Below are 23,593 nucleotides of genomic sequence, written 5' to 3' on the forward strand. Positions count from 1 at the left end.
CACAGCCATCAGGGAAAAATCACAGGGGTTCGAATTCCTTGAGCAAAAACGATTTCTCGCGGGGGGAGATGACCGCGTCGTCCACGAACACCATGAGTGTGGCGTTAAACGCCGTCAGGTAGTCCTTGACGTTCACCAGGAACTTGAATACAGTCTTGAAGTCGTTGTAGAGCAGAAGGTACTCCACAGAGTCTATGATGACGACTGAACCGGGATTCCGCTGAACGAACTGAATTATGCTGTCCTGCAGAAGATGGAGGGCGGTGGGAGGAATACCCCCCGGAACCTGAGTTATCCAGGCCGTCTCAACGTGCCCCTTGTTGAAACCCTCGTACAGGTCGGGGGAGCGGGTAAGGGCAAAAATCGGATAATCAGCACTTTTTAGAAGTTCTATGACATCCGCAAGCCGGTATTTGGAGAAGATAACGTACGCACGCATCGACAGTGGGGACTCCCTAGGCGGGCCGCGAACCCGAACTTTCGGCTTTGAGCCAACCTCAGCCGCAATGGACGGCATGTACCTTCTCTCGACCAGGACAATGTAATGCACCACCGAGTAAATAACACCGAGTATGGAAACGAAATAGAGGGCCCATTCAACGGCATAAAAAGTATCCCCACAGCAGAAATCATCGATAACGTCAAAGAGCCTTCCCACCACTGCGAGCAGGAGAAACCCGAAGGAATATTTTATCAGGGTGTTGAGTTCCGGGTCGTACTTGCCCATACGGCGATACAGAAATATCACAACGTAACCAATCGCGAGCAGAAGGACGAGGTCCATGCCCAACGTGTACCACGGAACTATCAGCCCCATATTACCTCCACCTCATCGGTGCGGAACTTCTGATGCACCACGGTGTCCTCCAGCGAGAAGCGCACCCCACCGAGGTACATCCTAAGGCCTGTGTAGGCTATCATCGCACCGTTATCCCTGCAGAGGTCGTAGGGCGGGACGAAAAAGTCTATGCCCCTGTCCTCCGTCATCACTTTCAGCATCTCGCGGAGGCGATTGTTGGCGGCGACGCCGCCGACCAGGACGACCTCCTCCTTACCGGTGTGTGCCACGGCCCTCTCCGTCACCTCCACCAGAGCGGCAAAGGCGGTCTCCTGGAAGGAATAAGCCAGATCCTCCACGCGGTACTTCCCGGTTCTGTACTTCCGAACCGCCTCGGTCAGTATCCCAGAGAAGCTTAAGTCCATCCCCTTAACCGCATAGGGGAGTTCTATGTACCGCTCTCCCTTAAGAGCGAGCTTCTCGATCTTCGGCCCACCCGGAAAGCCTATTCCCAGCTCCCTAGCGAAGGTGTCTATCGCGTTGCCTATTCCAATGTCGAGGGTCTCGCCGAAGACGCGGTAGCGGCCGCCTTCAAGTGCCAAAACCTGAGTGTTACCGCCGCTGACGTAGAGGCCGACGGGATCCTTAACCCCGAACATCTTGGTTATCTCCACGTGGGCGATGCAGTGGTTGACGCCGACTATGGGCTTTCTGTATTTTATCGCCAGCGCTCTTGCGGCGGTCGCAACGACGCGGAGACACGGCCCCAGTCCCGGCCCCTGGGAGAAAGCTATAACGTCAACGTCCTCCATGTCTATTCCAGCCTCGTCAAGGGCCTTTCTGAGAAGGGGCTTTAGGAGTTTAGAATGATGTTCCGCCGCCTCCTTGGGGTGTATCCCACCCTTCTCCGTCGTGAGAGTGTGGAATACGTTGGCCAGAACCTCCTTTTCTGTAACGATGCCTATGCCGAGTGTGTGGGCGGTACCTTCCAGACCTAAGGCTATCATGGTGTTTGAAATGCAGCAGAAGGGTATAAAAGACTAACGTTGGGCCACAAGAGAACTCAGAACCCGCGTTAATAGTGGGAACTCATCTTCGGAACAAAATGCTGAGGTGCGATAAAACAGAATTCCATAAATCGGAACCTCCTCGTAAACCTTCTGTATTCTTTCAATACCCCCGTGGACGTACTGGATAACTCCCGAACCTTCTATAACAAGGAGATTTGATTTTTTGCCGTTGGTAGAGTCAACATACCATATATCCGGACTGAAATACCGGGGCATTCTAAGAACCCACTTGGATTTGGAAGCAACTTCCATAGAGTACTCCTTTTTGAGGAAGGGGAGCTTTACGGGACCAAGTTTGCGCCTCTTCCTGGCCGTCGTTGTGGTTTTCTCCATCAAAACGAGTCTAACCTCTCCCCTGGACACAACAATTCTAACCCTGTTAATTTTTAACCCATCGTCCTTAAGAGAATTCCATCTTCCCCGAGGTGTAACTTTTATGGCAACGTCTGATACAGAGAATTCAGCCTTCGATACCAAACGCACCACCATGTTAAAAGAGTAAGATATGCAATATAAACCTATCGACGGGACAGCCACATCAAGGCCCTAGCAGCCCTCTCGGGGGTCGGGAAGTTCTTGACCCCACGTCCCTCCAGTAGCTCAACCCCGTCCCTGACGAGCTCCCCCGCCATGAAGTTGACGATGACCGGTTTGTTGCATTCTGCCTCGATGATGGCCCTTGCTATCTCCTCGCTGGGCAGGAATATGGGCGGCACGCAGATGACGAGGAGTGAATCCACGTTTTTATCCCTGCAAACGACCTCGATGGTTTTCCTGTACCTCTCGTAGTCCGCATCAGCTATCAGGTCAATCGGGTTCCTCACCGAGCACTGGGGCGGAAGGAAGGAGCGGAGTTCATTGACGGTTTCATCACTCAGCCTTGCAATCTCAAGGCCCAGCCTTTCGAGCTTGTCCGTTGCCAGAACACCCGGGCCGCCGGAGTTGGTTATGACTGCCACGCGCTTTCCAGTCCCGGGGTACATCTCGAAGGCCTTCGCGGCATCGAAGAGCTCCTCCATCTCCTCGACCTCTATAGCCCCGGCCTGCTTGAAGGCCGCGCGGTAAATCTCGTAGCTTCCCGCGAGCGAGCCAGTGTGGGAAGCGGCTGCCCTGGCACCGCCAGCGCTCTTGCCGGCCTTGAGGATTATCACAGGTTTTCTGGCCGTCGCGTAGCGGAGGGCCTTCATGAAGCGCCTGCCGTCCTTAACCCCCTCAATGTAGAGCGCTATAGCCTTGGTGTTCTCGTCGTCGGCGAAGTACTCCAAAAAGTCGCTCTCGTTCAGGTCGGATGCGTTTCCATAGGAAACGAAGGCCGAGAAGCCTATCCCCTCGTCGTTGCCCATCGCCAAGGCAGCACCGCCGAAGGCACCGCTCTGGCTGATGAGGGCCAGTCCCCCGGGCCTAACCCTAACCTCGAAGGAACCGAAGAACCTTCCGTGGACGCCGAAGATGCCGGCGCAGTTTGGCCCGATGATTCTAACGCCGTGCTTTTTGGCTTTTTCAACCAGCTCGCGTTCTAATTGAGAATTCCCAACCTCGGAGAAGCCCGCGCTTATTACAACGGCGCCCTTGATCAGCGAACCGATTTCATCGATTAGGGAAGGAACGAACTTCGCCGGAATCGCGATTATGGCCGTGTCAACAGCCCTGTCAAGCCTCTCATGGATTTGGAGGGTCCTCCCGGCGATCTCAACGGTTCCACCCTTCGGGTTGACTGGGATTATTTCACCCTCAAAGCCACCCTCGACGATGTTCCTCAGGATTTCGTAGGCTATGGCACCCTCTTTGAATGAGCCGAACACCGCGACGCTTGAAGGATAGAAGAAGTAATCCACACCACCACCTCCGAAAGAATCTCCACAGGCAATAAAAAAGCTTATTGGTTCGGTCGCCTAAGGTACCTCCATGAGGAAGAAGTACAGAAAAGTCGTCGTCGGCGGAACCTTCGACAGGCTTCATCTGGGGCACAAGGCCCTGCTGAGGAAGGCCTTCGAGGTGGGAGAATACGTTTACATAGGCCTAACATCTGACGAGATGATCAGAGACAAGCCATATGCAGAAAAGATACTCCCCTACGAGCTGCGCCTCAGGGATTTAATCAAGTTCTTCGAGGTCAACGGCTACTCCGGATACCGCGTCATCAAAATTCACACGGCGATAGGCTTCGCAGGGGAAATGAAAAGCTTAGAAGCCATAGTCGTGAGTGAGGAGACCTACAAGGGTGCCCTGGTGGTCAACCGGGCGCGTGAGGAAAACGGGCTGAGACCGCTTGAGATAGTAACCATCGGCCTCGTGAGGAGTTCCCTTGGTCCCAAAATCAGCTCCTCCCTCATAAGGGCAGGCCTCATAGACCCGTTCGGGAGGCCGGTTTCCAGTGGAAACGAAACTCCCCGACGGAAAGACGTTTAAGCCCTCGGGTAATAACACCTACGGTGATACCAATGTCGAAGCTGAAGGAGCCGATTATAGCGATTAACTTCAAGACCTACGTCCAGGCCACGGGCGATGGGGCTTTGAGGATAGCCAAGGCCGCCGAGAAGGTGTGGAAGGAGACCGGGATAACCATAGTCGTTGCGCCACAGCTTGCCGACCTCTACAGGATAGCCCAGGAGGTTGAGATTCCCGTCTTCGCCCAGCACATCGACCCGATAACGCCGGGCAGTCACACCGGCCACGTTCTGCCGGAGGCCGTGAAGGAGGCCGGGGCTGTGGGAACGCTGCTCAACCACTCCGAGAACAGAATGGTTCTGGCGGATCTGGAGGCCAGCATAAGGCGCGCCGAGGAAGTTGGTCTGATGACGATGGTCTGCTCCAACAACCCGGCCGTTAGTGCGGCGGTGGCAGCGCTTGGCCCGGATTACGTCGCCGTCGAGCCGCCCGAGCTCATAGGCACTGGAATTCCTGTCAGCAAGGCCAAGCCGGAAGTCATCACCGACACGGTCGAGCTGGTTAAGAGGGTCAACCCTGACGTCAAGGTTCTCACTGGTGCGGGGATTTCCACAGGTGAGGACGTCAAGAAGGCCCTTGAGCTCGGGAGCGTCGGTGTCCTCCTCGCAAGCGGCGTAACCAAGGCCAAAGATCCGGAGAAGGCGATAAGGGATTTGGTGTCGCTGATTCTTTAACTCCTTCCCCCCAATTTTTTGTTACCTGGCGGTGTTCTGGGAATCAAGGTCAATTTCACTAATAACCTCAAGGAAGTCCTTCATGAACTCCTGAAACTCGGATTCAGGTGGCCTCGTGAGAACCAGCTCAAGCTCCTTTTCCATGAGCTCGGGAGCGACGTTGAACCTGCCAGCCCGAATTGACTCCAGATTCACCCGGAGGTTCTCAACTGTCCTTTCCTGACTGAACCTCATACTGAACCGTATCTTCTCAAGGGCTTCATCAATAACGTCCGAGTAATCATAACCCGCTCTGTAGAGCATGAAAACGTCGTAGAAATCCCTCAACTTCTGAATCCTGCGGGTTAAAATGGCCCTAATCTTTTCGGCTAGAATTTCCTCGGGGGAATATGCCGTGACGGAAAGCGCTGAGTACCGTTCGAGCTCCTCGAAGAAGTATGCCTTCTCCTCATTTTCTAACTTAACTCCCTCAAGAAGCGTCTTAGCCATTACCTCCCTCCCTTCAAACAGCACCGGTTCGAAAAAGTTAACTTCAATCTTCACGACTTCTCCCGTTGGCATGAACAGGTGGAAAAAGACTATCTTCCTGTTCTCGTTCCCCTCAAAGTGAACGAAGTTCCTGTTGTAAGAGTTTCCTTCAAAGGGCCTGAAGTTCAGGCCGAGCTCTTCGGCGATGTAAGAGAGCTTTTCCGAGAGCCACCTCACCTCGGAGCTTATCAGCTTCCTCCTCTCCGAGCGGGAGAGCCTGTTCCTCAGCGGAAACGTGAAGTCGAGGTCAACGCTGAAGCGGTAATAGCCAAGGTAGCACTTGACCAAACACGTTCCGCCCTTGAACAGATACCGTCCGTAGAACCTCTCTTCTCCATAGAGTTCCTGCAGTATTGCATGCAGGAGGACATCCCTTTTCACAAGTAGCGGTTTTTCGATGCCGGTCTTCCGGATTATGAAACCCGTGAACTCATCGCCTGAAAACAACGGCCTCAACCTCCCTTTGAACCGACTTCGGGTATGCTTTAGAATACTCTACCAGCTTTTCTTTTTTCGCCTTTGCAATGTATTCCCTCACAACGGGGTCTGCATTAAGGCGTTTGTTGTATCGTTTTAAATAAATGAAGTCCAGCAGTGTCTTTTCCAAGTCCGAATACTGGATTTCCCCGCGTTTGACCACTCCAAAACCCAGGAGGGATTCCTTCAGCTTGACGAACTGAACCCTCTCGCCGAGAACTGTAACAGGTCTTGGTCTTGTTATCGCCGGAGTTACCAGAAAAATCCGGGAGTAGTACTCGTAGGTTGCCCCGTTCAGCCTTAAGGCCGTGTAAAGGCCGAAGTACCACTTCAGTGCCAGCTTGTTCATGGCCTTTGCGATTAGAGTCATTGGTTCCGGAGTCTTCCCGAACTTGTATTCTTCGAGGGTTTTCACGTAATAAACCCCGCGCAGGATTCTGATGAGATAGCCCCGGCTTATGTAGTAGTTCACAATGTACTCAAAGCTCTCCCCGAATCTTTTGCAAATATCTCTAAGCTCTTCTCTTGTGATTACCTTTCCGCCGTACCTCGAAAGAATAAACCGAGTTATGAGCTTCATGGTCAGTATTATCAATAAACCATTAAAAAAGTTAGTGGTTGATTTAAGAAACGCCGGATGAAGATTTGGAGTTACTAAGGAGACCCCAGCTTTAAAAGCGCGAAGTGCGTTGAAACAAGAACAATAAAAAGTTCAACAGATGCAGCACGGCAAAGCGCTTAATAGGATTAAACCCAAAAATTCACTTGGGCACGATGACTCCTCAGTTTGCTAAACTTTATAAATCGGCTGATGGTCTCTCTATCGGGCAGCCCCGTGGTGTAGCGGCCAAGCATGCGGGACTTTGGATCCCGCGACCCGGGTTCGAATCCCGGCGGGGCTACCATACAAACTTCGCCTGCGCGAAGTTTGATCAAGGTTCGTGATTCTTTCTGAAAATTGCGATTTAAAAAGGATTTTCGCTCAAACTTCACGATTCCAACCAGAATTCACTTCTAAAAAGGCAACATCCACGGGGTTCAAAACCTTTTAGCGCTCCATTGGAGCGCGGTTCAAGTAGAACCCCCACAAAAAGGGCCTTTGTTTGTAAATTCCTCTCCTAAGGGCTAAAAATGAAGTAGTAAAATCCATTTTTCAGAGGGCCTTGTACAGGAATCACAAACTTTTGGTCAAGCTTTGCTAAAGCTTCCTGTACTCTCAAACCCCCGAAGTGGGACTACGCCCCACGTTGGGAAACTTTGCTGGGCAAAGTTTCATCAGAGTTTGGCATGCTTTTTTGTTTGGCTCTTTGGAGGGGTTTAACTTCCAAACCGGCAATTTTAAATCGTGTTTTCTGCCTTTAGCGCCCTTCGGGCGCCCTTTTAAAGCAAACACTCATTAAATCTCCCACCGTGAGTGCAAACCCCTTTCAAACACAACTCTTGAAGAAGCATGCCGACTTTTGACTACTCCTTTTTGAACAGTTAAACCCTTTTGATCAACCTTTGCTCAAGCAAAGCTTGCCGGGGGGCTAACGCCCCCACACCCCCAGAACTTTGCCTACACACGTCAAGTTCTGCTCGACTCAAGGGACGGAAGTCCCGCAGAGTTTGATCAAGGTTCGTAGCTCATTTTAAAAGGCTAAATTCTGAGTGATTTTCTACCCGAACGGTTGTTTCAAGTGTGAGAACTTTTAAAGTTGCTCCTTGGTAGGGGTTTAACTTTAAAATCGACGCCCGAAGGGCGTCAAAAGAGAGCAAACCCCGTGCCAAGGTCTGTTTAAACGTGTTCTCCTTGAGAAAACGAGCCTTCTGAGTGCAAAATCCTTGTATTATGGTCTTTTTAGAGGGTGAGCTACTAACTTTTGGTGAAGCTTTTTCCAAAAGCTTCAAAACGCGAACTCCTCCACGCTGAACTCTTCCATGACCCTCTCGAAGTCGTGCTCCGGAGCGTAGGTAAAGCCGCACGTGGTGCACTTAAGGACGCCGTTCTCCTCGCTCAGGGGCGAGAAGCAGACGGGACAGCGGTACTCCTCGCGGCTGAGCTGGTCATAAACCTCGTCCCTCATGACGATCAGGTTGAGCTCGGCTTCCCAGTCCTCGTGGAGCATTCCCCAGTAGGGAGTCTCGACGGGATAAAAATCCTCAAGAATCAGGGCGTTTATCCCAATTCCCCGGATTCCAGGCGGGAGCTTGCCGGTCGGCTCTATGCTCACCACGTACTGATCGTAGAACTCTATGTGTTCCGCCCTGACTGTTAAGCCACGGGAGAGCCTTGAGCGGAGGGGAATCACCTGAAGGAAGAGGCTTTCCTTCTCAACATCCCAGCTCGCGCTTATTGAAACGCTCCCCCTCGCGAAGAACTGGGTGATGTACCTATCATCACGCTCCTCGCCGGCGAGGTGGAAGCCCAGCTTACCCATCGCCCGTCCAAGGAAGTTCGGCCTTGGAAGCTTCCGATAGTTGATCAGATACTCCCCTATCCATCCCGCGAGGGGCATAGAATAGCCCACGAACACCTGCCTCTGAACCCTCAGGTAGGCTACGCTGGGGAGCAATTTGAACCCTGAGTTCATTCCCATCAAAGAAAGAGCGGCATAATGATATATATGATTAACGGAAAAGCTAAGAGCCGAAGAACTCGTCGAGGCTTATGCCCTTCTTTTTCTTCTTCATGGCCGCCTTTTCCTTCCTCACTGCCTTCTCAAACCCCTGCGAGGGCTTTATCTTTTTCTCAGAGCGCTTAGAAGCCTTGGATTCCTTCTTTTTCTCGGGTTTAGAACTCTTCTTGAGCTTTCCGTTCGCCTTAAGTTCATCGAGGTAACCGTTCCGCCCATTGGATTTACCAGTCCTTGCCTTTATCATCTTCTCGCAGACGTCCGCCGAGAAACCCATCAGCGTCCTCTGCCTCTCAGGGAAGACGTTCTCGAAGAGGGTCTTTATGTCCTTATCGGTCAGGCATATCCTCTGCCTCGTGTAGTCGAGGACGCTGTACTTCGTAACGAGCATCTTGGCAGTCGGCAGGTACTTTTCTATGGCCCCCTTGCTGACCGTCAGGACGATCTTCCCGCCGCACTTGGGGCATTTACCGGTCAGCGGCGGTCGTCTGTACTTCGTGTTGCACTTCACACAGCGGAACTCCTGACGGGTGAAGCTCCTAAGGTTGCCCCTCAGGTCCGGAACGAGGTGGGAGTTGATTATCGTCTCGGCCACGTGGTGCTCGTCAACGGCACGAATGCGCTCCGCCAGGGCCAGCTGGCGCTCCACCTTCTCGACCATATCGCCGAGCTGTTTGTACAGGCTCATCTTCGGGCCGAGGCCGATGTCGTCCGTATCGTGGGTGAACTTCAGCCCCTCGTACATCTCCGGTTTGCCGAGCCTGTCCTCGACGCGCTCGATGAACTTAATCTCCTTCGGGGACTTCATCTCATAGGTCGCGTTGTAGAATTCCAGCGGATAGTAGCGAACGACGTCCATGTTGTGGACCTCGCTGTCCACCTCTCTCGGATCGAGGCGCGTGGTAACGACCAAAGGCGCGTCCATTTTACCGCCGCGCTTTTCGGGCAGATAGTAACGAGAGAAGTTTAACAATGCATCCATAAGTAACATTACACTATCCTCATCCCCGTCGCAGTTGCGTCTTTTGGCCGCATGATAATACGGGTGCGCGTAGCCGACCAAAACGTCGGAGAAGCCTATTATCCTTCCTATGATTCCAGCCGAGGTGTGGGGGGCAAGGCCTATCACGAGATGCCCGACCAAATCCTCCATCTTCTCGGCGTTGTAAAAGCGCGGAAGGCCGTAGAACTTCTCGAGGAGGTCGTCTATGAAGCGGGCAACCTTTAGGAGATACCTTCCAGCCTCGTAGGGCAGTATGACGTCCTGAACCTTCAGCTCGAGTATCTGGTCGTCCCGCTCCAGGGGCTTGCCCTCGAAGTCGTGGGTGTAGCCGAGCTCGCGGAGCTTTTCAACGCTCGTGCCTATTTCCTTTGGTTTGAAGTGGGTTATCGGCGCATCTGTGGCGTCGAAACGAATGGTGCCATCTTTAAAGACGTAGACGTCGTTTTTAGCCCTTAAAAGACCCTTCTCAAGCGGCTCTGCCATCTTGTAGCCCGAGGTCATACCCTGAACGCCTTTGAGCTTGTCGATGCCGTAGACCTTGACGTTCTCCATGGCGGCGCGAAGAAGCTCGGAGGGCTTTATGGTCCTCCTCGCGTAGGGCTTCAGCTCGGTCCCGCATTTGGGACAGCGGAAGTCGAAGTTCTCGGCCTCGTTCTGGGAGTAGTCAACGTTGCACTTGGCGCAGTGCCAGAGGAGTTCCTTTCTGGTACCGCAGCGCGGGCAGATGTGCTCTGGCCCGGTGTGGCCGCATTCGGGGCACTTGAAGAAGGCTATCTCCACGCTCGTCACTTTTCCTTCCTCGGCGGCCTTCTTGATGTCCCTGCTCGAGCCGCCGGCGAGGCCGATCGGGAAGAGAACCTGCACCGGCGGTTTCATCTTCCTCTCCTTAGCCTTCTCCGGCCTGCCCATCCTCGCCCCAATCCAGCTTATTCCCCGGTCACGGAGCTTTATCCGGTTGTTCTCGTTGATGATGTCTATGACGGTGAAGAAGGGCTTTGCCCTGAACTCCCATTCGAGGTTGCCGAGAGGCGTGAGCAGGGCGGCACTCCATGGGTAATCGATGACTATGACCTTCTTCCTCTCCTCGGTGCGCTCAAGCCTGTGGGGGAGGCCGAGGAGTTCAAGGTAGCGTTTGATTTTGGGGTCATTCTCCAAAACCACTTTTCTCGCGAACTTGTTCTTCCTGAACTCGTCCCACTCGATTTGAGCACCAAGAAGTGCCCTCTGAAGTTCCTCAACCTCCTCAGGTTTGAGCGTGTTCCAGTAGAGGGTGTAGTATGGGTGGAGCGGGATATCAAGAACGTTTGAGATGTGTATTGCGGTCTCAACATCGGGTTTAACACGGAGCGGATCCCTGAGAAGCCTCCGCAGGAAGTCAGAGTCAACCTCTATGTACTCCGCCGCCTCCTCAACTGCATCCTCCGGGTTCTCCCCAAAGGGCTCCAGCTCGACCTCGTAGGTCTCGGCTATAGCTTTGACGAACTCCTGAACCCACCATTCCTCCGAGTAGTTGGCGGGAAGAAGGGTCTGGTTGTTCTCCACGAAGTCTCCGAAGTTGACCAGAGCATCGCCAACGTAGAGTATCTCCTCCAGCCTGTCGCGGACCTTGAGGGCGGTCTCGTAGTCGTCCACGCGTATGACGCTCCCGTCCTTGAGCTTGACTATAGGCCCCTCGACCGTCGTTGCAGGGGTTACGATACAGCCCTTGCCGGGCCTTTCCGTCTTCATCTGGGTTCCAATCGCTATGAACTCGTCGAGGAGGAGCATGGTGGCGGGGTTGACGCTCCAGGTTGCAAATCCGCTGACGCGACTCCTTCCGTAGCGCAGCCGGAAGCCGCCGTTCTCGGAGGGCTCGGCGAAGAGCGGCCTTCCACCGATTATCTCCTTCGTGTACTTCTTGTTGGGGGCGATGTTGGCCTTAAAGCGCTCGTAGAGCTCGTAGTAGAAGCCTTTCTCAACTTTTTCGGCAACTTCATCCTTTGCACCGGAATCCTCTGCTTTGGATTCGGAAGATTTGGAATCATCCGCCTTCTTACCCTTTTCTTTGGCATCGACAAACTCCTTTATCCAGTCCCAGCCGTCAACGCCCATCTTGTCTATGTACTTGACGAGCTTCTTCGCCTTCTGGAGGACACCCTCGGCGAGGACGAGTATGGCACCGCCGCGCAGGTGGTTGGTCTCAACGCCGGGGACGTCGCGGTGGGAAACCTCGACTTTGTCGGTCTCTTCGCCGGTTATCTCGATGGGGATGTTCTTCATGGCGAGCCTTACTTCATCCGCCTCAGGGTGGTACTGCAGGCGCGTGACGGCGCGGTGGTAGAGGTCGATCTCCTCGACCATTCTCTCTATGTGCTTTTCGCTGGGCTTGAAGCGGTCAAGGCCGAGTTTCTTCCTGACGTAGTCTCCGACGAGGACGCTGAGGGCCTGTGCGGTTCCTCCGGAGCTCCTGATGGGGCCCGCGTAGTAGAGGGCCAGGTATTCGGAATTGTCGCCCCACTCGTTCCTCTTGACCTTAACGTCGGCTATTCCCTCCAGGGGGGCGGAGACGATTCCCTCGGTGAGGATGGCAAGGGCGGTTCTAACGGCCTGCTCGGCGTAGCGCTCCTTGCTCCCCAAGTCGCCGAACTTACCGTCTATAATCTCGTCAACGACCTTTAGGGCGGCCAGTTCTTTACCGTACTCCTTGACGAGAACGCGTATCCTCTCGGCCACACCCTTCGGACCGACGAGGCTCTCAACACGGCCGGCCATGTCGGTCGCCTGGGGGACCTCAACCTCAAGGCTGGGGTCCTTTCCCTGTTCACGGGCCTTTCTCGCCACCTCGTAGGCCCTGTCTATCTCGCGCTGAAGAGATTCAAAGTAGGATTTCATCTCGGCTGAGTAAAGCTCAGGCATGAGTAATCACCCCAACTTTAAGAAGAGATCCATAAGTAGATTCGATGAGAACCCACAAAAGGTAAAAATTCAAGAGTGGTTTATAAGTCAATATTAAGGGATACCGCCTGGTCTGGCGGTATCCCCATTTAAATGGTGGGTATAATACCATAAAAACATTTCGGTCCGTCATTGATCACCACCATATAACATCACTAACTCTGAGGAGGTAAGGTGAGTCAAAGGAAAACCAAGACCAGACGAGATGTATTCTCCCAATTTTTCCCCATAAGGTCCAAGTGATATAACAATACCCCCCTGTTTTAACATATCAAAATCTCCACCAGCCCCCGCCTGAAGGGATAAAAACTTCAGGGAACCTCCTTTGTCGGTAGCATATCTCAGAATATACTCAAACACTGGTGACTTTTCAATCAGTTGCTGTTCTTTTTCCCCAGTTAGCAAACCTTCCTTAAGAACATAAATCCTAGGAGTGGGATTGAACATGGAGGGATCAATGTCGTTTGAGACGGACTGCGGCACAATATTAGAAAGATACCTTCCACCCACATGATATATCCGTAATAAATCTCCAGGAAACCCAACGGAGCGTAAATTAGTCCGAAGAGAGTTAACATCAAGCCTCCACTTAGAAAGAGAAATCATCTCCTTTACATACCTGAGAAGCAGGTCGGCAGTAGAGATAAGCGGATCAATTTTGTCGCCATTAGGAATTATTTTAAGTTCACTAGCACGATTCAAAAGTTCATTCCACGCTACTGTCTGGGGGGATGGATTAAAGTTGTCGATATGCACTTTAGGTCTCGCATGGCTAAGTCTAGATACAACCACCCAAGCTGGGATGTAGGCAAAATACGATTTCAAAACCTTTTTTATAAAAGCCATGACGCTTTTGGACGTACCATCCGGCATGTACACTCGTTTAACACCAAAGGAAGCGAAAACAAAATTCGTAATGACGTTATTGGGGACAACAACATCGTCAATAAACTCCCTCATGAGAAGTAAGTACTCAGTCAGATCCCCCTCCCCAATGAGATAGCTCCTCAAATCAGAAGATGAAAAAACCCATCTTGGAGTTTGTAATCCAAAGTTACTCTTAAATCGCTCAAAGAATTCTCTGTAAGACCGAACATATTCGCTAAAATCTGAATCTCTAACACTAACAGCGACCCCAATCCGTGCAATAAATGTCCCGTTCTTCCCAATAAATTTTATGTCCCCCTCATCCGAGCCAATAAACATGACTCAAACCCCCTCACAGTACTCGTCAAACCTCACAACGGCCCTCAGGCGGGCGGTTTCGACGTCTATTATGGGCACCCTGGCGGGTGTTGGCATGATGTTCACCATCTTCTGGAACTCCGTCTGGGCCTGCCAGGTTCCGGTGTTTATCAGAAAAACGCCGTTGTACATCTTGTACTCCATGACGTGGACGTGACCGGCCTGGAAGAGGTCGGGAACGGATTCTATAACGAGGGTATCCTCCGAATCCGGTGCGACGGGCACCTTCTCCCCGAAGGTCGGCGCAAGGTGGCGGAGTTTAAGCAGGTCGAGCATGGCCTCGGCGGGCCTGTGGTGGCTCCTGTTCGGGATGAAGCTGACGACGTCCTCTATGCCGCGCCCGTGGGCAATGAGAAAGTCGCGTCCGTGAAGCCTCACGACGGCAGGGTTGCTTATGATGACGGCGTTCTTGAGCTTTTTGAGGGGTCGGGCATACTCATCGTAGAACCCCGGCTGGGGGAGGGCGGTTCTGGCGGCGTCGTGGTTGCCCGGGCCGATGAAGGTGGTTATGTGGTCGGGCACGTTGCGGAGGAGGTTGGCTAAAGCCTCGTACTGATCGAAGATGTCCGGAATCTCCAGCTCGTTGTACTGGCCGGGGTAGATGCCGATTCCATCGACGACATCGCCGGCGATTATCATGTACTTTATCCGGCTCACGAGCTCCTCCTCGGCGCGGTTGTTCACCTCACCGTTGAGCCACTCGAGGAAGCGTTCAAAGGCCTTCTCGCAGAACTTGTTGCTTCCCACGTGAATGTCGCTGAGGAGGATGGCGTAAACCTTCTCCTCGAGCGGGGGCTTGTCGCGCTTGAACTTTGGAACGTCCGGGAGGTAGATCCTGTTGGCGAAGAATATGCCCCTCCCCGAGTAGCGGCCGCGGAAGGCTATAACGGAATCGGGCATTATCTGGAAGAACTTCTTGCTCTCCTCGTTGTTGCGGTTTATGAAGACCTTGATTATCCCGGTGCTGTCCTCGACCTCAAACATGAATCCCTTAGCCGTCTCGCGCTTGCTGTTGATGAGACCGATGATGGTTACCTCCTCATCCCCTCCCACGTAGCCCAGCTTCCCTATGTCTATGACGCTGCCGAGTTCGGGGTTCTCGCGGAGGATTCTGCGCATCTTTCTCAGCCGGCTCTTGAAGTAGTCCGAGTACACCTTGACGATTATCTCGCCCTCCTTGCTGGCGGCGCTCTTGACCTTGGGAACCTCGAACTTCACATTCTTGACGTCGAAGACGAGCTCCCAGTCATCCTTTATCTCCCTCGCACGATAGTGGAAGCCCTCCCTGGGCGCTATAACAACATCCGCGTACGTCGAGTAGCTCTTCTCCTCGGGAACCTCCTCACCGACGTAGGCTATCGGAACCCCGTAGTCCCCATAAACTATCTTGGGCTTCACACCGTTCCCGTTCTCGTCGGAGTAGTAGGATTCGTCGCCAGTGTAACCGTTTCCGTTCTCGGGGAAGGCAGAGAACCCTGTGGCGGGTTCGGACCGCGACACCACACCGTTCTCCACCGGAAACGTCTCAGGAGGGGCATCCTCCCCAGAGGTCTCAGGGGGCACGTTTTCCTCGAATGATGCCCCACTATCACCATCTGGGGACGGAGTTCCAGTAGAAATGAAACTCTCCCCCCCAGAATATTCGGGTTCTTCCTGCCCAAATCCACCAAAAGAAGCCGTTTCCACCGCAGATTCACCGGGATTTCCAGTGGAAATATACGTTGATGGCGCTTCTTCAGAAGGACTGACTACCCCACCGGATTCGGCAACGAGAGCCTCGTCAGGAGTATTCTCGACAAAATCAGAGGACTCTTCCGGCAGTTCATCAGATTCTCCAGATTCGGAGGGGATTTCTTCGGCAGTCTCCTGGGACTCGGGGGAACCCTCGCCGGCGGGGGTTCCAGTGGAGCGGGGGCCTTCCCGCTGAGGAACTCCTTCGCGATGGCGGAGTCTATGACAAACGTGCCCCTGGCACGGGCGAACTTTATCAGCTCGGCGAGGGTGAAGTCCTTCTTGTAGCTATCCACGAGAAGGTAGTAAGCCGAAGGGGTGATTAGATAGCGATTGGCCATTAAATCCTCGATCAAACCCATCAGAGCAGCCTCCTCTGGCGGGACATGCTCACCGTCAGCATGGTCTGAAGCTGGGAATCGTGTCGGTATATGTTCTTGACCTTATAAGGTGTTACGTTGAGCCGTATCTCCTTCGTTCTCCCATACCTGCCCTTGCTGACGACCTTGGCGTTGATGATGCCGAGCATGTCGAGCTCGTTTATCAGGTCGCTCACGCGCCTCTGGGTGAGGGGTTCAAGGTCAATGTGGTCGCAGAGGGACATGTAAACCGAGTAAACATCGCCCGTGTTGGCGGGCAGTTCACCGTTCTCATCCAGGAGGACTATCGCGTAGAGCAGAACCTTCGAGTGGAGCGGAAGGGTCTTTATGACCTCCTCCATGGTGTCCTGTTCTATCTTCTCCTGGGCCTTCCAGACGTGCCTCTCCGTGACCTTGCTCGCGCCCTCGCGCTCCGCTATCTCACCCGCAACGCGGAGCAGGTCAAGGGCCCTTCTCGCGTCGCCGTGCTCCCTCGCGGCCAGGGCGGCACAGAGTGGGACGACGCCATCGTCGAGAACACCATCGTTGAATGCGTCGCCGGCACGCTGCATCAGAATATCCCTGAGCTGGTTGGCGTCGTACGGGGGGAAGACAACCTCCTCCTCGCTCAGGCTCGAGAGGACGCGCGCATCGAGGTACTCCTTGAATTTGAGGTCGTTTGAGATGCCTATGATGCTCACCTTCGCAAGGCCCAGCTCGGTGTTTATTCTCGTGAGAGAGTAGAGGATGTCATCGCCGCTCTTTTTGATTAGCTTGTCAATCTCGTCCAGAACTATTATGACGAAGCGCTCACGGGCGTCGATTACCTCCTTAAGCCGTGCGTAAACTTCATCTGTGGGCCAGCCCACTAGGGGGACCTCAACGCCGCTCTCGTCCTTAAAGTAGTTCACGATGTTCGCCAGGACGCGGTACTGGGTGTCCACTATCTCGCAATTGATGTAGATAACGTCCACGGGGATCTGGTACTTATCGGAGATCCTCTTCAGCTCGTCGGTAACGAATTTTATGGTAACCGTCTTACCCGTTCCCGTCTTCCCATACACAAAAACATTCGAAGGCGTCTCGCCGCGGAGAACGGGAACCAGAATATGCGCCAGCTCCTCAATCTGCTCGCGCCTGTGAGGGAGCTCCTTGGGGTATAGCTGTGCCTGAGAACCTCCTTATTCTTGAATATCTTCTTGGCGTGAAGGTACTTCTCGAAGATTGAATCAAGGTAATTGTCGTCCATGCTCATCACCTATTCCAATGGAAATCCAGGCCGGTTGCGGATTATTGTACAAACTTAACCACGTGATTTTGCCAATAAGACTGTTTTAAGGCATTATTATTGACCGTTTTTCTAGATTGTTATTTATATTTTGGACATCAGACGCACACTCCAGAGGAAGCACTGGATGCAGAGGAAAGCATAGGTATTCGAGGCCAAGGGTTTATATGCGTTGTTGAACAGGGGGATGTAAAAAGAAGGGGCGAAAACGGAAGAGATAATCAAAGAGAATCAGCCGGCGTCACGCCTCTTCCGGCCCAGATTTTTCCTGAGTACTTCCAAGGACAGAATCCAGAAGCCGCCTTGCTCCAGTTTCGTCGAGTCCAACTTTGACGGTCAGGAACTCCATGAGCTGCTCGTAAGTGTATCCTCTCTCTACCCTCTCGAGAAGCATGTAGAGTATGCGATCGAAGACCTTCTCCACAAATTCCTCCTCAAGACCCAGGGCCTCCACGCCGGACAGAAGTCCTATCGCCAGTGCGGTGAGGGCATCGTTGAACTCCTCCTTGCCAAGGGTCTTCTTATCCAGATCAACGCGGAGGTACACATCATCGTTCATTCCCGACAGGGTGAACTTCATCATGTTTACCTGGTCGTTGAGGCGAAGGAGGGTGTGGTAAATTTTGAGCTTATCGTCGTTTGTCATCGAGAAGGTCTCCAGCCCTAGGGGAACCAGGAGATGAATGAAACCCTCGGAAAAGACCACCAGGAGCGAGAAGGGCATCCTGGGATGTTCAGCCACGTAGGTGTTGGGTTGGATCTCCTTAACGGACCAGGGCAGATCCACTATGTCTTCGGCGGTATCGTCCCCCGCTTTCAACCATTCAAGAACCTGAACCTCGATGTCGTCCATGGGAACCACCGAGAAATAATTAGGTGATATTGGTTAATTAACTTTGCACTTGAAACGGCACAGGCAAACCCGGATCTCCATTCTCCACAGGAAGCGAAGGAGTTAGGTGTCCACAAATGTACGACAGAAGTTTAAGTTTGTAAATGCTCAGATGTAATCAAACGAGCATTTCCAGTGAAAAATCAATGTACATATAAGGACATCAAAATATGGACATTTATGAACTTTTTCAGGCATTCTCGGTAAACACTAACGATTTCATATCAAAGAAAGTTAAACAATTCAGTACCCCCTGGGAGTTCTGTTTCCAGTGGAACACGGTTTTGGCTACTCCCTTATTTTCTTCCTGATCTTGGTGAAACTCTCCCACTTATTTTTAAACTTCTGGTATTTATATATTTTCATGAACAATGTTCATAAAAAACTCGATTAATTGGGTAGTAATGAACAAAAAACCATAAAGTCTGGAGTTCATTTTTAAATATCAATATTTGACGTTCGAAATATTGTTTATAAACCCTCCTTTCGTTGTTTTGGTCGTGGAAATCCGTCCGTCTCCAAAACTGGGTTCCAGTGGAAATGGAACTCTGGGGGGTCTTTCAGATGGCCATCGAAAAAGACCTCTGTTTCCACTGGAAAAAATACTCCACCCGTGGACTTCTCGGGACAGCGATGATAGTTTTTAAAACCTTGTCCATGTAGTTTATACCATGATTCCGGTACCGCTTGTGCGAAGGCTTCTCAGGATGAAGGTCAAGGTCAGCAGGAATCGGCTCCTCCAGATAGCGGCGCTCGTACTTCTGCTGGCGGTTATTTTTGCTCTCTTGTTCATGTATTTTGAGAACGTGAGCTTTTACACGGCTTTTTACTGGGCGGTCATAACCATGGCCACAATAGGTTACGGTGATATAACGCCCGGAACCGAGGCAGGCCGCGCGGTGGCTATGGTCGCCGCCGTTGCCGGAATCTCGACTTTTACGGCCCTCGTTTCAATTCTGGCCGAATACTTCATTTCATCGTCTCTGAGGAGGATGATGGGCATGCACAGGGTTAAGTACTCGGGACACTACGTGATAATCGGCCGCGGGAGCAGCATCCCGAGCTGTGTGAATGAACTCATGGCCGCCGTTTCCAGTGGAGAGGTGGAGATGCGGCCCATAGTGGTGGTCTTTCCAGATGAGAGCGAGAGGAAGAAGGTCGAGCTTCCGGAGGAAGTGGAGGTCCTCATAGGTGACCCCACAAATCCGGAAACGCTGGAGCGCGCCCACGTGAGGGAGGCATCCCACGTCATCCTCGCCCTGGAGGACGACTCGAAGTCCGTCTTCACGACCCTCATGGTGAAGCGCATGTCCAGAGCGAAGGTCTTCGTCGAGGCCCTCCGCGGGGAGAGCCTGGAGCTGCTCAAGGGGGCCGGTGCCGACAGGGTGATACTCAGCAGGAGCCTCGCAGGAAGGTTGCTAGCCAGCTCCGTTTTCGAGCCGGAGGTGGTGGACGTCATAGACGACCTTACCACGGCAGCCGGCGGCTACGACATCTCCGTTCTGGAGCGCAGAGACCTCTGGGGTGTCCCATACGTTGAGGCCATGAAGCGTCTCCGCGATGAGGGCTACTTCCTCCTCGGTTACTACAGGGAAAAGCCCGTTCTCAGCCCTGCACTGGACGAGGAGATTCCCGAAGGGTCTAAACTGATAGTAATAAAGCCTGGCTCTTCCAGTGGAAAAGTGTGATGCTGTTGCTCTACCGCTTTTGTTCTCTGATTATCTCTTCCGCTTCGGCTGGAGCAGTTTAACTGGAGTATGAATTCGCGATATTCTCAATCGCCGGGCAGTTTCATCTACCGCTCCACGGGAAAGAAAAGTATATAACCCTTCGGCTTTTTACCCCTATGAAAGGTAGCCGTAGCGGGTGAGTGAGATGCCAAGGAAGAAGAAGGCTGACGATGAAATAAAAGAGCTCGAGGAGTTTGAGGAGCTCGATGTCGTTGAGGAGTCCCCGTCAAGCTCAACCAAGAAAAAGAAGGAGAAGGAGATAAAGACCCTCGAAGACCTACCTGGTGTCGGTCCGGCAACCGCCGAGAAGCTTCGCGAGGCCGGCTACGACAGCATCGAAGCCATAGCGGTTGCATCTCCCATGGAGCTCAAGGAGATAGCGGGAATAAGCGAGGGTGCGGCACTCAAGATAATCCAGGCCGCCAGAGAGGCCGCCAACATCGGAACCTTCATGAGGGCAGACGAGTACATGGAGCGGAGGAGCACCATCGGCAAGATATCCACTGGAAGCAAGAGCCTCGACAAGCTCCTCGGCGGTGGAATCGAAACTCAGGCCATAACCGAGGTCTTCGGTGAGTTCGGAAGCGGAAAGTGCTTTGCCAAGGATACGAAAGTTTACTACGAAAACGATACTTTCGTTCACTTTGAGACTATAGAGGGGATGTACGAGAAGTACCGGGCTTTGGGGGGGGAGGTTCCCTTCGACACTGGCTTTGCGGTTCCACTGGAAACAGTCAGGGTCTACACCTTTGATCCTGCGACCGGAGAAATAAAGCGCACTAAGGCATCTTATCTGTACCGCGAGTGGGTCAGAAAGATACTTCAGCTTAACCTCTCTCGGGGACGGAAGCTCAGGATAACCGCAGTTCACCCGGTTCTTGTCTTCAGAAACGGCCTTCAGTGGGTTCGTGCTGGGGAGCTCAGGGAAGGCGATGTGATTGTTGGCGTTCGCAAGGTTCCCGCAAATTCTGCACACCTGTCCGAGGAGATGGCCTATTTCCTCGGTCTATTCGTTGCGGAGGGGACGTCGAATCCGCTCTCAATAACGACATCCTCTGAACAGCTCAGGGATTTCATCGTTGAGTTCATTAAGCGCCATGACGGCTACGAGCCAAAGGTTGAAGTTAGGCGCGGTCTCTACAGGATACTCCTCCGCAAGAAAACGGCGAAGTGGCTTGGGGAGCTCTCGGCTTCGAACTCTCAAAGCAAGGTCGTTCCGGAGGAAATACTCAACGGTGACGAGGACACGATAGTAAGCTTCCTCGCCGGCTACCTCGACGGTGATGGTCACGTCGCCGAATCCCACATTGAGTTCGTCACCAAGAGCAGGAACCTGGCTGAAGGTATCGTCTTCCTGCTGAAGCGCCTCGGGATTTCCCCAACGGTCTCCGAGAAGGTCACAAACGGAGAAACCTACTACAGGATTTTCATAACTGGTGAGGACAGGGCTTCTCTCAGCTCGGTTCTTGAGGTTTCCCTCCTCAAAAACTCGAAGCTACCTGGAGGTGGCGTTGGTCGCTATCCCCCGGCAGTGGCCAGGTACCTCTCTGATCTTTACTCTGAATTCAGGCTGCCAAAGAGGGATGGTGAAACTGCGTACCACATCCTGACACGCAATAAGAACGTCTGGTTCACCGAGAGGACTCTCGAAAGGATCTCTGACTATTTCAGGGATGCCCTCAACAGGCTTGAACTAGCAAAGAACGCAATTGAAAACGGGGAGAAACCAGAGCTTCCGTTCCCGTGGACGGTTCTCAGGAAGTATGGCTTTACCGATAGGCAGATTTCAAACTACCGTGCCAGGGGACTTCCAAAGCGCGAACCCCTCAGGGGCAGAGTAATCTCGGCCCTCCTGCGCGAGATTGAAGAGCACGAGAAAATTGCTAGAAAAGCCATTGAATTCATTGAGCTCCTTAAAAAACTGGAATTCTATGAGGTAAAGTCCGTTGAACTTGTTGATTACAACGACTGGGTCTACGACCTGGTTGTCCCTGAGACCCACAACTTCATAGCGCCGAACGGCCTCGTCCTTCACAACACCCAGCTGGCGCACACCCTCGCGGTGATGGTTCAGCTTCCTGGGGAGGAAGGGGGCCTCCACGGCTCTGTCGTTTGGATAGACACCGAGAACACCTTCAGGCCGGAGAGAATAAGGCAGATAGCCGAGGCTAGGGGCCTCGACCCGGACGAGACGCTCAAGAACATCTACGTTGCGAGGGCGTTCAACAGCAACCACCAGATGCTCCTCGTCGAGAGGGCTGAGGAGATAATCAAGGAGAAGGCCGAGACGGACAGGCCGGTAAAGCTCCTTGTCGTTGATTCACTCATGGCCCACTTCAGGAGCGAGTACGTCGGCAGGGGGACGCTGGCGGAGAGGCAGCAGAAACTGGCCAAGCACCTCGCCGACCTTCACAGGATAGCGGACCTCTACGATATAGCTGTCTTCGTCACCAACCAGGTGCAGGCGAAGCCGGATGCATTTTTCGGCGACCCGACGAGGCCGGTCGGTGGCCACATCCTCGCCCACAGCGCGACCCTGAGAATCTACCTGAGGAAGGGCAAGGCCGGCAAGCGCGTCGCCAGGCTCATAGACAGCCCCCACCTTCCGGAGGGTGAGGCGATCTTCAGGATAACTGACAAGGGCGCCGAGGACTGAGTTAGCTTTTTAACCCCTCTTCTTTACTTCGTTCCATGTCGAAAGTTGAGGCCGTTCAGAATCCCCCTCGCGGGGAACTCCTGAGAATAGTCGATTCCGCCCTGTCGTCCGAGGCAATACTCACCATATTCGCCCGCTGCAGGGTTCACTACGATGGCCGGGCCAAGAGCGAGCTCGGCTCCGGCGACAGGGTGATAATAATCAAGCCCGACGGTGCCTTTCTCATCCACCAGAGCAGGAAGAGGGAACCCGTCAACTGGCAGCCGCCGGGGAGCTTCGTGACGGTTGAGGAGCGCGATGGCGTAATCATCCTTCGCTCCGTGAGGAGGAAGCCAAAGGAGATACTTGAGGTCGAGCTGGAGGAGGTTTACCTCGTCTCCTTGTTCAAGGCCGAGGACTACGAGGAGCTCGCCTTGACCGGCAGCGAGGCCGAGATGGCGGAGATGATATTCCGGAACCCCGAACTCATCGAGCCCGGCTTCAAGCCCCTCTTCCGGGAAAAGCAAATCGGCCACGGCATAGTGGACATCCTCGGGCGCGATAGGGATGGAAACCTCGTCGTTCTCGAGCTGAAGCGCAGGAAGGCCGACCTGCATGCGGTCAGCCAGCTTAAGCGCTACGTCGAGGCCCTGGAAAAGGAGCACGAAAACATTAGGGGAATACTGGTCGCACCGTCCCTGACATCTGGCGCAAAGAAACTCCTCGAAAAGGAGGGCCTTGAGTTCAGAAGGGTTCAGCCGCCGAAGAGGGAAAAGCTCGGAAAGAGCAGGCAGAAAACTCTTTTTTAGCCCATGTCCATCTCCTGGGGCAGCATCTCGCGAACCCTGACCACAAGCACCGTGTTCCTCTTCCTCACCTCGACTATTCTGCCGAGGCCGAGGAGCCTCACCTGCGCCCTGCACACGGTCACTTCCCTCTCGTCGCTCTCCTCCCATGGAATTCTCTGCTCCATGCTCTCCAGGCGGAGTATTTCCGCGAGAAGCCCCTCGGTGCCTACAGTGACGTCCTGGAATGTCTCGTAGGTTAGGAAGACCCTCCCGAGCTCGCGGGCCCTTTCGAGCGCCACGACGTTCCTGGCGCCCCTTATCTCCAGGGTCTTGTACGGGCTCCTCAAAAGCTCATCCAGAACCCGTCTCGCGATTCCGGCGAGAGTTATCGCCTCCAT

At 53.3% G+C, this 23,593-nt stretch carries 17 protein-coding genes, 1 tRNA gene and 2 pseudogenes; 6 read left to right on the plus strand and 14 right to left on the minus strand.

Going from position 1 to position 23,593, the window contains the following annotated elements:
- Positions 1 to 19 precede the first annotated feature (19 nt).
- The 4 genes from FH039_RS00605 to FH039_RS00620 are packed head-to-tail and all read right to left on the minus strand — an operon-like array spanning position 20 to position 3,683.
- Positions 20 to 817, minus strand: coding sequence for a DUF835 domain-containing protein (locus FH039_RS00605; RefSeq protein WP_139679802.1), 798 nt, complete (start codon positions 815 to 817; stop codon positions 20 to 22).
- Positions 808 to 1,785 carry a bifunctional N(6)-L-threonylcarbamoyladenine synthase/serine/threonine protein kinase gene (locus FH039_RS00610; protein WP_139679803.1) on the minus strand — a complete coding sequence of 326 codons (978 nt, stop codon included), beginning with the start codon at positions 1,783 to 1,785 and terminating at the stop codon, positions 808 to 810. The genes FH039_RS00605 and FH039_RS00610 overlap by 10 nt, the downstream gene beginning before the upstream one ends.
- Positions 1,786 to 1,818: 33 nt before the next feature.
- Positions 1,819 to 2,337, minus strand: coding sequence for a hypothetical protein (locus tag FH039_RS00615; protein ID WP_139679804.1), 519 nt, complete (start codon positions 2,335 to 2,337; stop codon positions 1,819 to 1,821).
- A 29-nt stretch (positions 2,338 to 2,366) separates the two neighbouring features.
- Positions 2,367 to 3,683 carry an acetate--CoA ligase family protein gene (locus FH039_RS00620; RefSeq protein ID WP_139679805.1) on the minus strand — a complete coding sequence of 439 codons (1,317 nt, stop codon included), beginning with the start codon at positions 3,681 to 3,683 and terminating at the stop codon, positions 2,367 to 2,369.
- A gap of 70 nt (positions 3,684 to 3,753) precedes the next feature.
- Here FH039_RS00620 and coaD point away from each other — a divergent pair, with 70 nt between their 5' ends.
- Together coaD and tpiA are read left to right on the plus strand one after the other, a co-directional pair.
- Positions 3,754 to 4,257: a phosphopantetheine adenylyltransferase gene (gene coaD / locus FH039_RS00625; protein ID WP_139679806.1), complete on the plus strand. Its 504-nt coding sequence runs from the start codon at positions 3,754 to 3,756 to the stop codon at positions 4,255 to 4,257.
- A gap of 32 nt (positions 4,258 to 4,289) precedes the next feature.
- Positions 4,290 to 4,970, plus strand: coding sequence for a triose-phosphate isomerase (gene tpiA / locus FH039_RS00630; protein ID WP_139679807.1), 681 nt, complete (start codon positions 4,290 to 4,292; stop codon positions 4,968 to 4,970).
- Positions 4,971 to 4,991: 21 nt separating this feature from the next.
- Here tpiA and FH039_RS00635 read toward each other — a convergent pair whose 3' ends face one another.
- Together FH039_RS00635 and FH039_RS00640 are read right to left on the minus strand one after the other, a co-directional pair.
- Positions 4,992 to 5,945, minus strand: a complete 954-nt coding sequence (locus tag FH039_RS00635; protein ID WP_168188351.1) for a nucleotidyl transferase AbiEii/AbiGii toxin family protein — start codon at positions 5,943 to 5,945, stop codon at positions 4,992 to 4,994.
- The gene (locus tag FH039_RS00640) at positions 5,929 to 6,555 is read right to left on the minus strand and encodes a type IV toxin-antitoxin system AbiEi family antitoxin domain-containing protein (RefSeq protein ID WP_139679809.1); all 627 of its coding nucleotides are present in this window, start codon (positions 6,553 to 6,555) and stop codon (positions 5,929 to 5,931) included. The genes FH039_RS00635 and FH039_RS00640 overlap by 17 nt, the downstream gene beginning before the upstream one ends.
- Before the next feature lie 249 nt (positions 6,556 to 6,804).
- Here FH039_RS00640 and FH039_RS00645 point away from each other — a divergent pair.
- Positions 6,805 to 6,880 (plus strand) — tRNA-Gln (locus FH039_RS00645).
- Between the two features lie 981 nt (positions 6,881 to 7,861).
- Here the strand turns inward: FH039_RS00645 and FH039_RS00650 are convergent.
- From FH039_RS00650 to FH039_RS00675, 7 genes and pseudogenes are all read right to left on the minus strand, one after another.
- Positions 7,862 to 8,548: a hypothetical protein gene (locus FH039_RS00650; RefSeq protein WP_139681521.1), complete on the minus strand. Its 687-nt coding sequence runs from the start codon at positions 8,546 to 8,548 to the stop codon at positions 7,862 to 7,864.
- 49 nt (positions 8,549 to 8,597) lie between these two features.
- Positions 8,598 to 12,488 carry a DNA-directed DNA polymerase II large subunit gene (locus FH039_RS00655; protein ID WP_139679810.1) on the minus strand — a complete coding sequence of 1,297 codons (3,891 nt, stop codon included), beginning with the start codon at positions 12,486 to 12,488 and terminating at the stop codon, positions 8,598 to 8,600.
- A gap of 168 nt (positions 12,489 to 12,656) precedes the next feature.
- Entirely contained in the window at positions 12,657 to 13,733 is a 1,077-nt protein-coding gene (locus tag FH039_RS00660) for a hypothetical protein (protein ID WP_139679811.1), read from the minus strand.
- A gap of 3 nt (positions 13,734 to 13,736) precedes the next feature.
- Positions 13,737 to 15,533, minus strand: a pseudogene (locus FH039_RS00665) (DNA-directed DNA polymerase II small subunit); the annotation flags it as partial.
- The gene (locus FH039_RS12565) at positions 15,521 to 15,865 is read right to left on the minus strand and encodes a hypothetical protein (protein WP_240703233.1); all 345 of its coding nucleotides are present in this window, start codon (positions 15,863 to 15,865) and stop codon (positions 15,521 to 15,523) included. The pseudogene FH039_RS00665 and the gene FH039_RS12565, both read right to left, overlap by 13 nt.
- Positions 15,865 to 17,111: pseudogene (locus FH039_RS00670) on the minus strand (ORC1-type DNA replication protein). The gene FH039_RS12565 and the pseudogene FH039_RS00670 overlap by 1 nt, the downstream one beginning before the upstream one ends.
- A gap of 280 nt (positions 17,112 to 17,391) precedes the next feature.
- Positions 17,392 to 18,003, minus strand: coding sequence for a type III secretion system chaperone family protein (locus FH039_RS00675; RefSeq protein ID WP_139681522.1), 612 nt, complete (start codon positions 18,001 to 18,003; stop codon positions 17,392 to 17,394).
- Between the two features lie 710 nt (positions 18,004 to 18,713).
- Here FH039_RS00675 and FH039_RS00680 point away from each other — a divergent pair.
- From FH039_RS00680 to nucS, 3 genes are all read left to right on the plus strand, one after another.
- The gene (locus FH039_RS00680; RefSeq protein WP_139679812.1) at positions 18,714 to 19,730 is read left to right on the plus strand and encodes a potassium channel family protein; all 1,017 of its coding nucleotides are present in this window, start codon (positions 18,714 to 18,716) and stop codon (positions 19,728 to 19,730) included.
- A gap of 187 nt (positions 19,731 to 19,917) precedes the next feature.
- Complete coding sequence (radA, locus tag FH039_RS00685) at positions 19,918 to 22,428, plus strand: DNA repair and recombination protein RadA (RefSeq protein WP_139679813.1); 2,511 nt, start codon at positions 19,918 to 19,920, stop codon at positions 22,426 to 22,428.
- A 35-nt stretch (positions 22,429 to 22,463) separates the two neighbouring features.
- Positions 22,464 to 23,216 (plus strand): endonuclease NucS, encoded by a 753-nt coding sequence (gene nucS, locus FH039_RS00690; protein WP_139679814.1) that lies wholly within the window; start codon positions 22,464 to 22,466, stop codon positions 23,214 to 23,216.
- On the opposite strand, the gene FH039_RS00695 is transcribed toward nucS, so the two are convergent.
- On the minus strand, positions 23,213 to 23,593 hold the full coding sequence (locus FH039_RS00695) for a DUF473 domain-containing protein (protein WP_139679815.1): 381 nt from the start codon (positions 23,591 to 23,593) through the stop codon (positions 23,213 to 23,215). The genes nucS and FH039_RS00695 overlap by 4 nt on opposite strands.

Source organism: Thermococcus indicus, from assembly GCF_006274605.1.
Lineage (GTDB): Archaea > Methanobacteriota_B > Thermococci > Thermococcales > Thermococcaceae > Thermococcus > Thermococcus indicus.

Excerpts from the sequence above, each read along its gene's own strand:
- FH039_RS00605 (WP_139679802.1), bottom strand. The coding sequence starts at position 817 with ATGGGGCTGATAGTTCCGTGGTACACGTTGGGCATGGACCTCGTCCTT.
- FH039_RS00610 (WP_139679803.1), bottom strand. The coding sequence starts at position 1,785 with ATGATAGCCTTAGGTCTGGAAGGTACCGCCCACACACTCGGCATAGGC.
- FH039_RS00615 (WP_139679804.1), bottom strand. The coding sequence starts at position 2,337 with ATGGTGGTGCGTTTGGTATCGAAGGCTGAATTCTCTGTATCAGACGTT.
- coaD (WP_139679806.1), top strand. The coding sequence starts at position 3,754 with ATGAGGAAGAAGTACAGAAAAGTCGTCGTCGGCGGAACCTTCGACAGG.
- tpiA (WP_139679807.1), top strand. The coding sequence starts at position 4,290 with ATGTCGAAGCTGAAGGAGCCGATTATAGCGATTAACTTCAAGACCTAC.
- FH039_RS00640 (WP_139679809.1), bottom strand. The coding sequence starts at position 6,555 with ATGAAGCTCATAACTCGGTTTATTCTTTCGAGGTACGGCGGAAAGGTA.
- FH039_RS00650 (WP_139681521.1), bottom strand. The coding sequence starts at position 8,548 with ATGAACTCAGGGTTCAAATTGCTCCCCAGCGTAGCCTACCTGAGGGTT.
- FH039_RS00655 (WP_139679810.1), bottom strand. The coding sequence starts at position 12,488 with ATGCCTGAGCTTTACTCAGCCGAGATGAAATCCTACTTTGAATCTCTT.
- FH039_RS00660 (WP_139679811.1), bottom strand. The coding sequence starts at position 13,733 with ATGTTTATTGGCTCGGATGAGGGGGACATAAAATTTATTGGGAAGAAC.
- FH039_RS12565 (WP_240703233.1), bottom strand. The coding sequence starts at position 15,865 with ATGGGTTTGATCGAGGATTTAATGGCCAATCGCTATCTAATCACCCCT.
- FH039_RS00675 (WP_139681522.1), bottom strand. The coding sequence starts at position 18,003 with ATGGACGACATCGAGGTTCAGGTTCTTGAATGGTTGAAAGCGGGGGAC.
- FH039_RS00680 (WP_139679812.1), top strand. The coding sequence starts at position 18,714 with ATGATTCCGGTACCGCTTGTGCGAAGGCTTCTCAGGATGAAGGTCAAG.
- radA (WP_139679813.1), top strand. The coding sequence starts at position 19,918 with ATGCCAAGGAAGAAGAAGGCTGACGATGAAATAAAAGAGCTCGAGGAG.
- nucS (WP_139679814.1), top strand. The coding sequence starts at position 22,464 with ATGTCGAAAGTTGAGGCCGTTCAGAATCCCCCTCGCGGGGAACTCCTG.
- FH039_RS00695 (WP_139679815.1), bottom strand. The coding sequence starts at position 23,593 with ATGGAGGCGATAACTCTCGCCGGAATCGCGAGACGGGTTCTGGATGAG.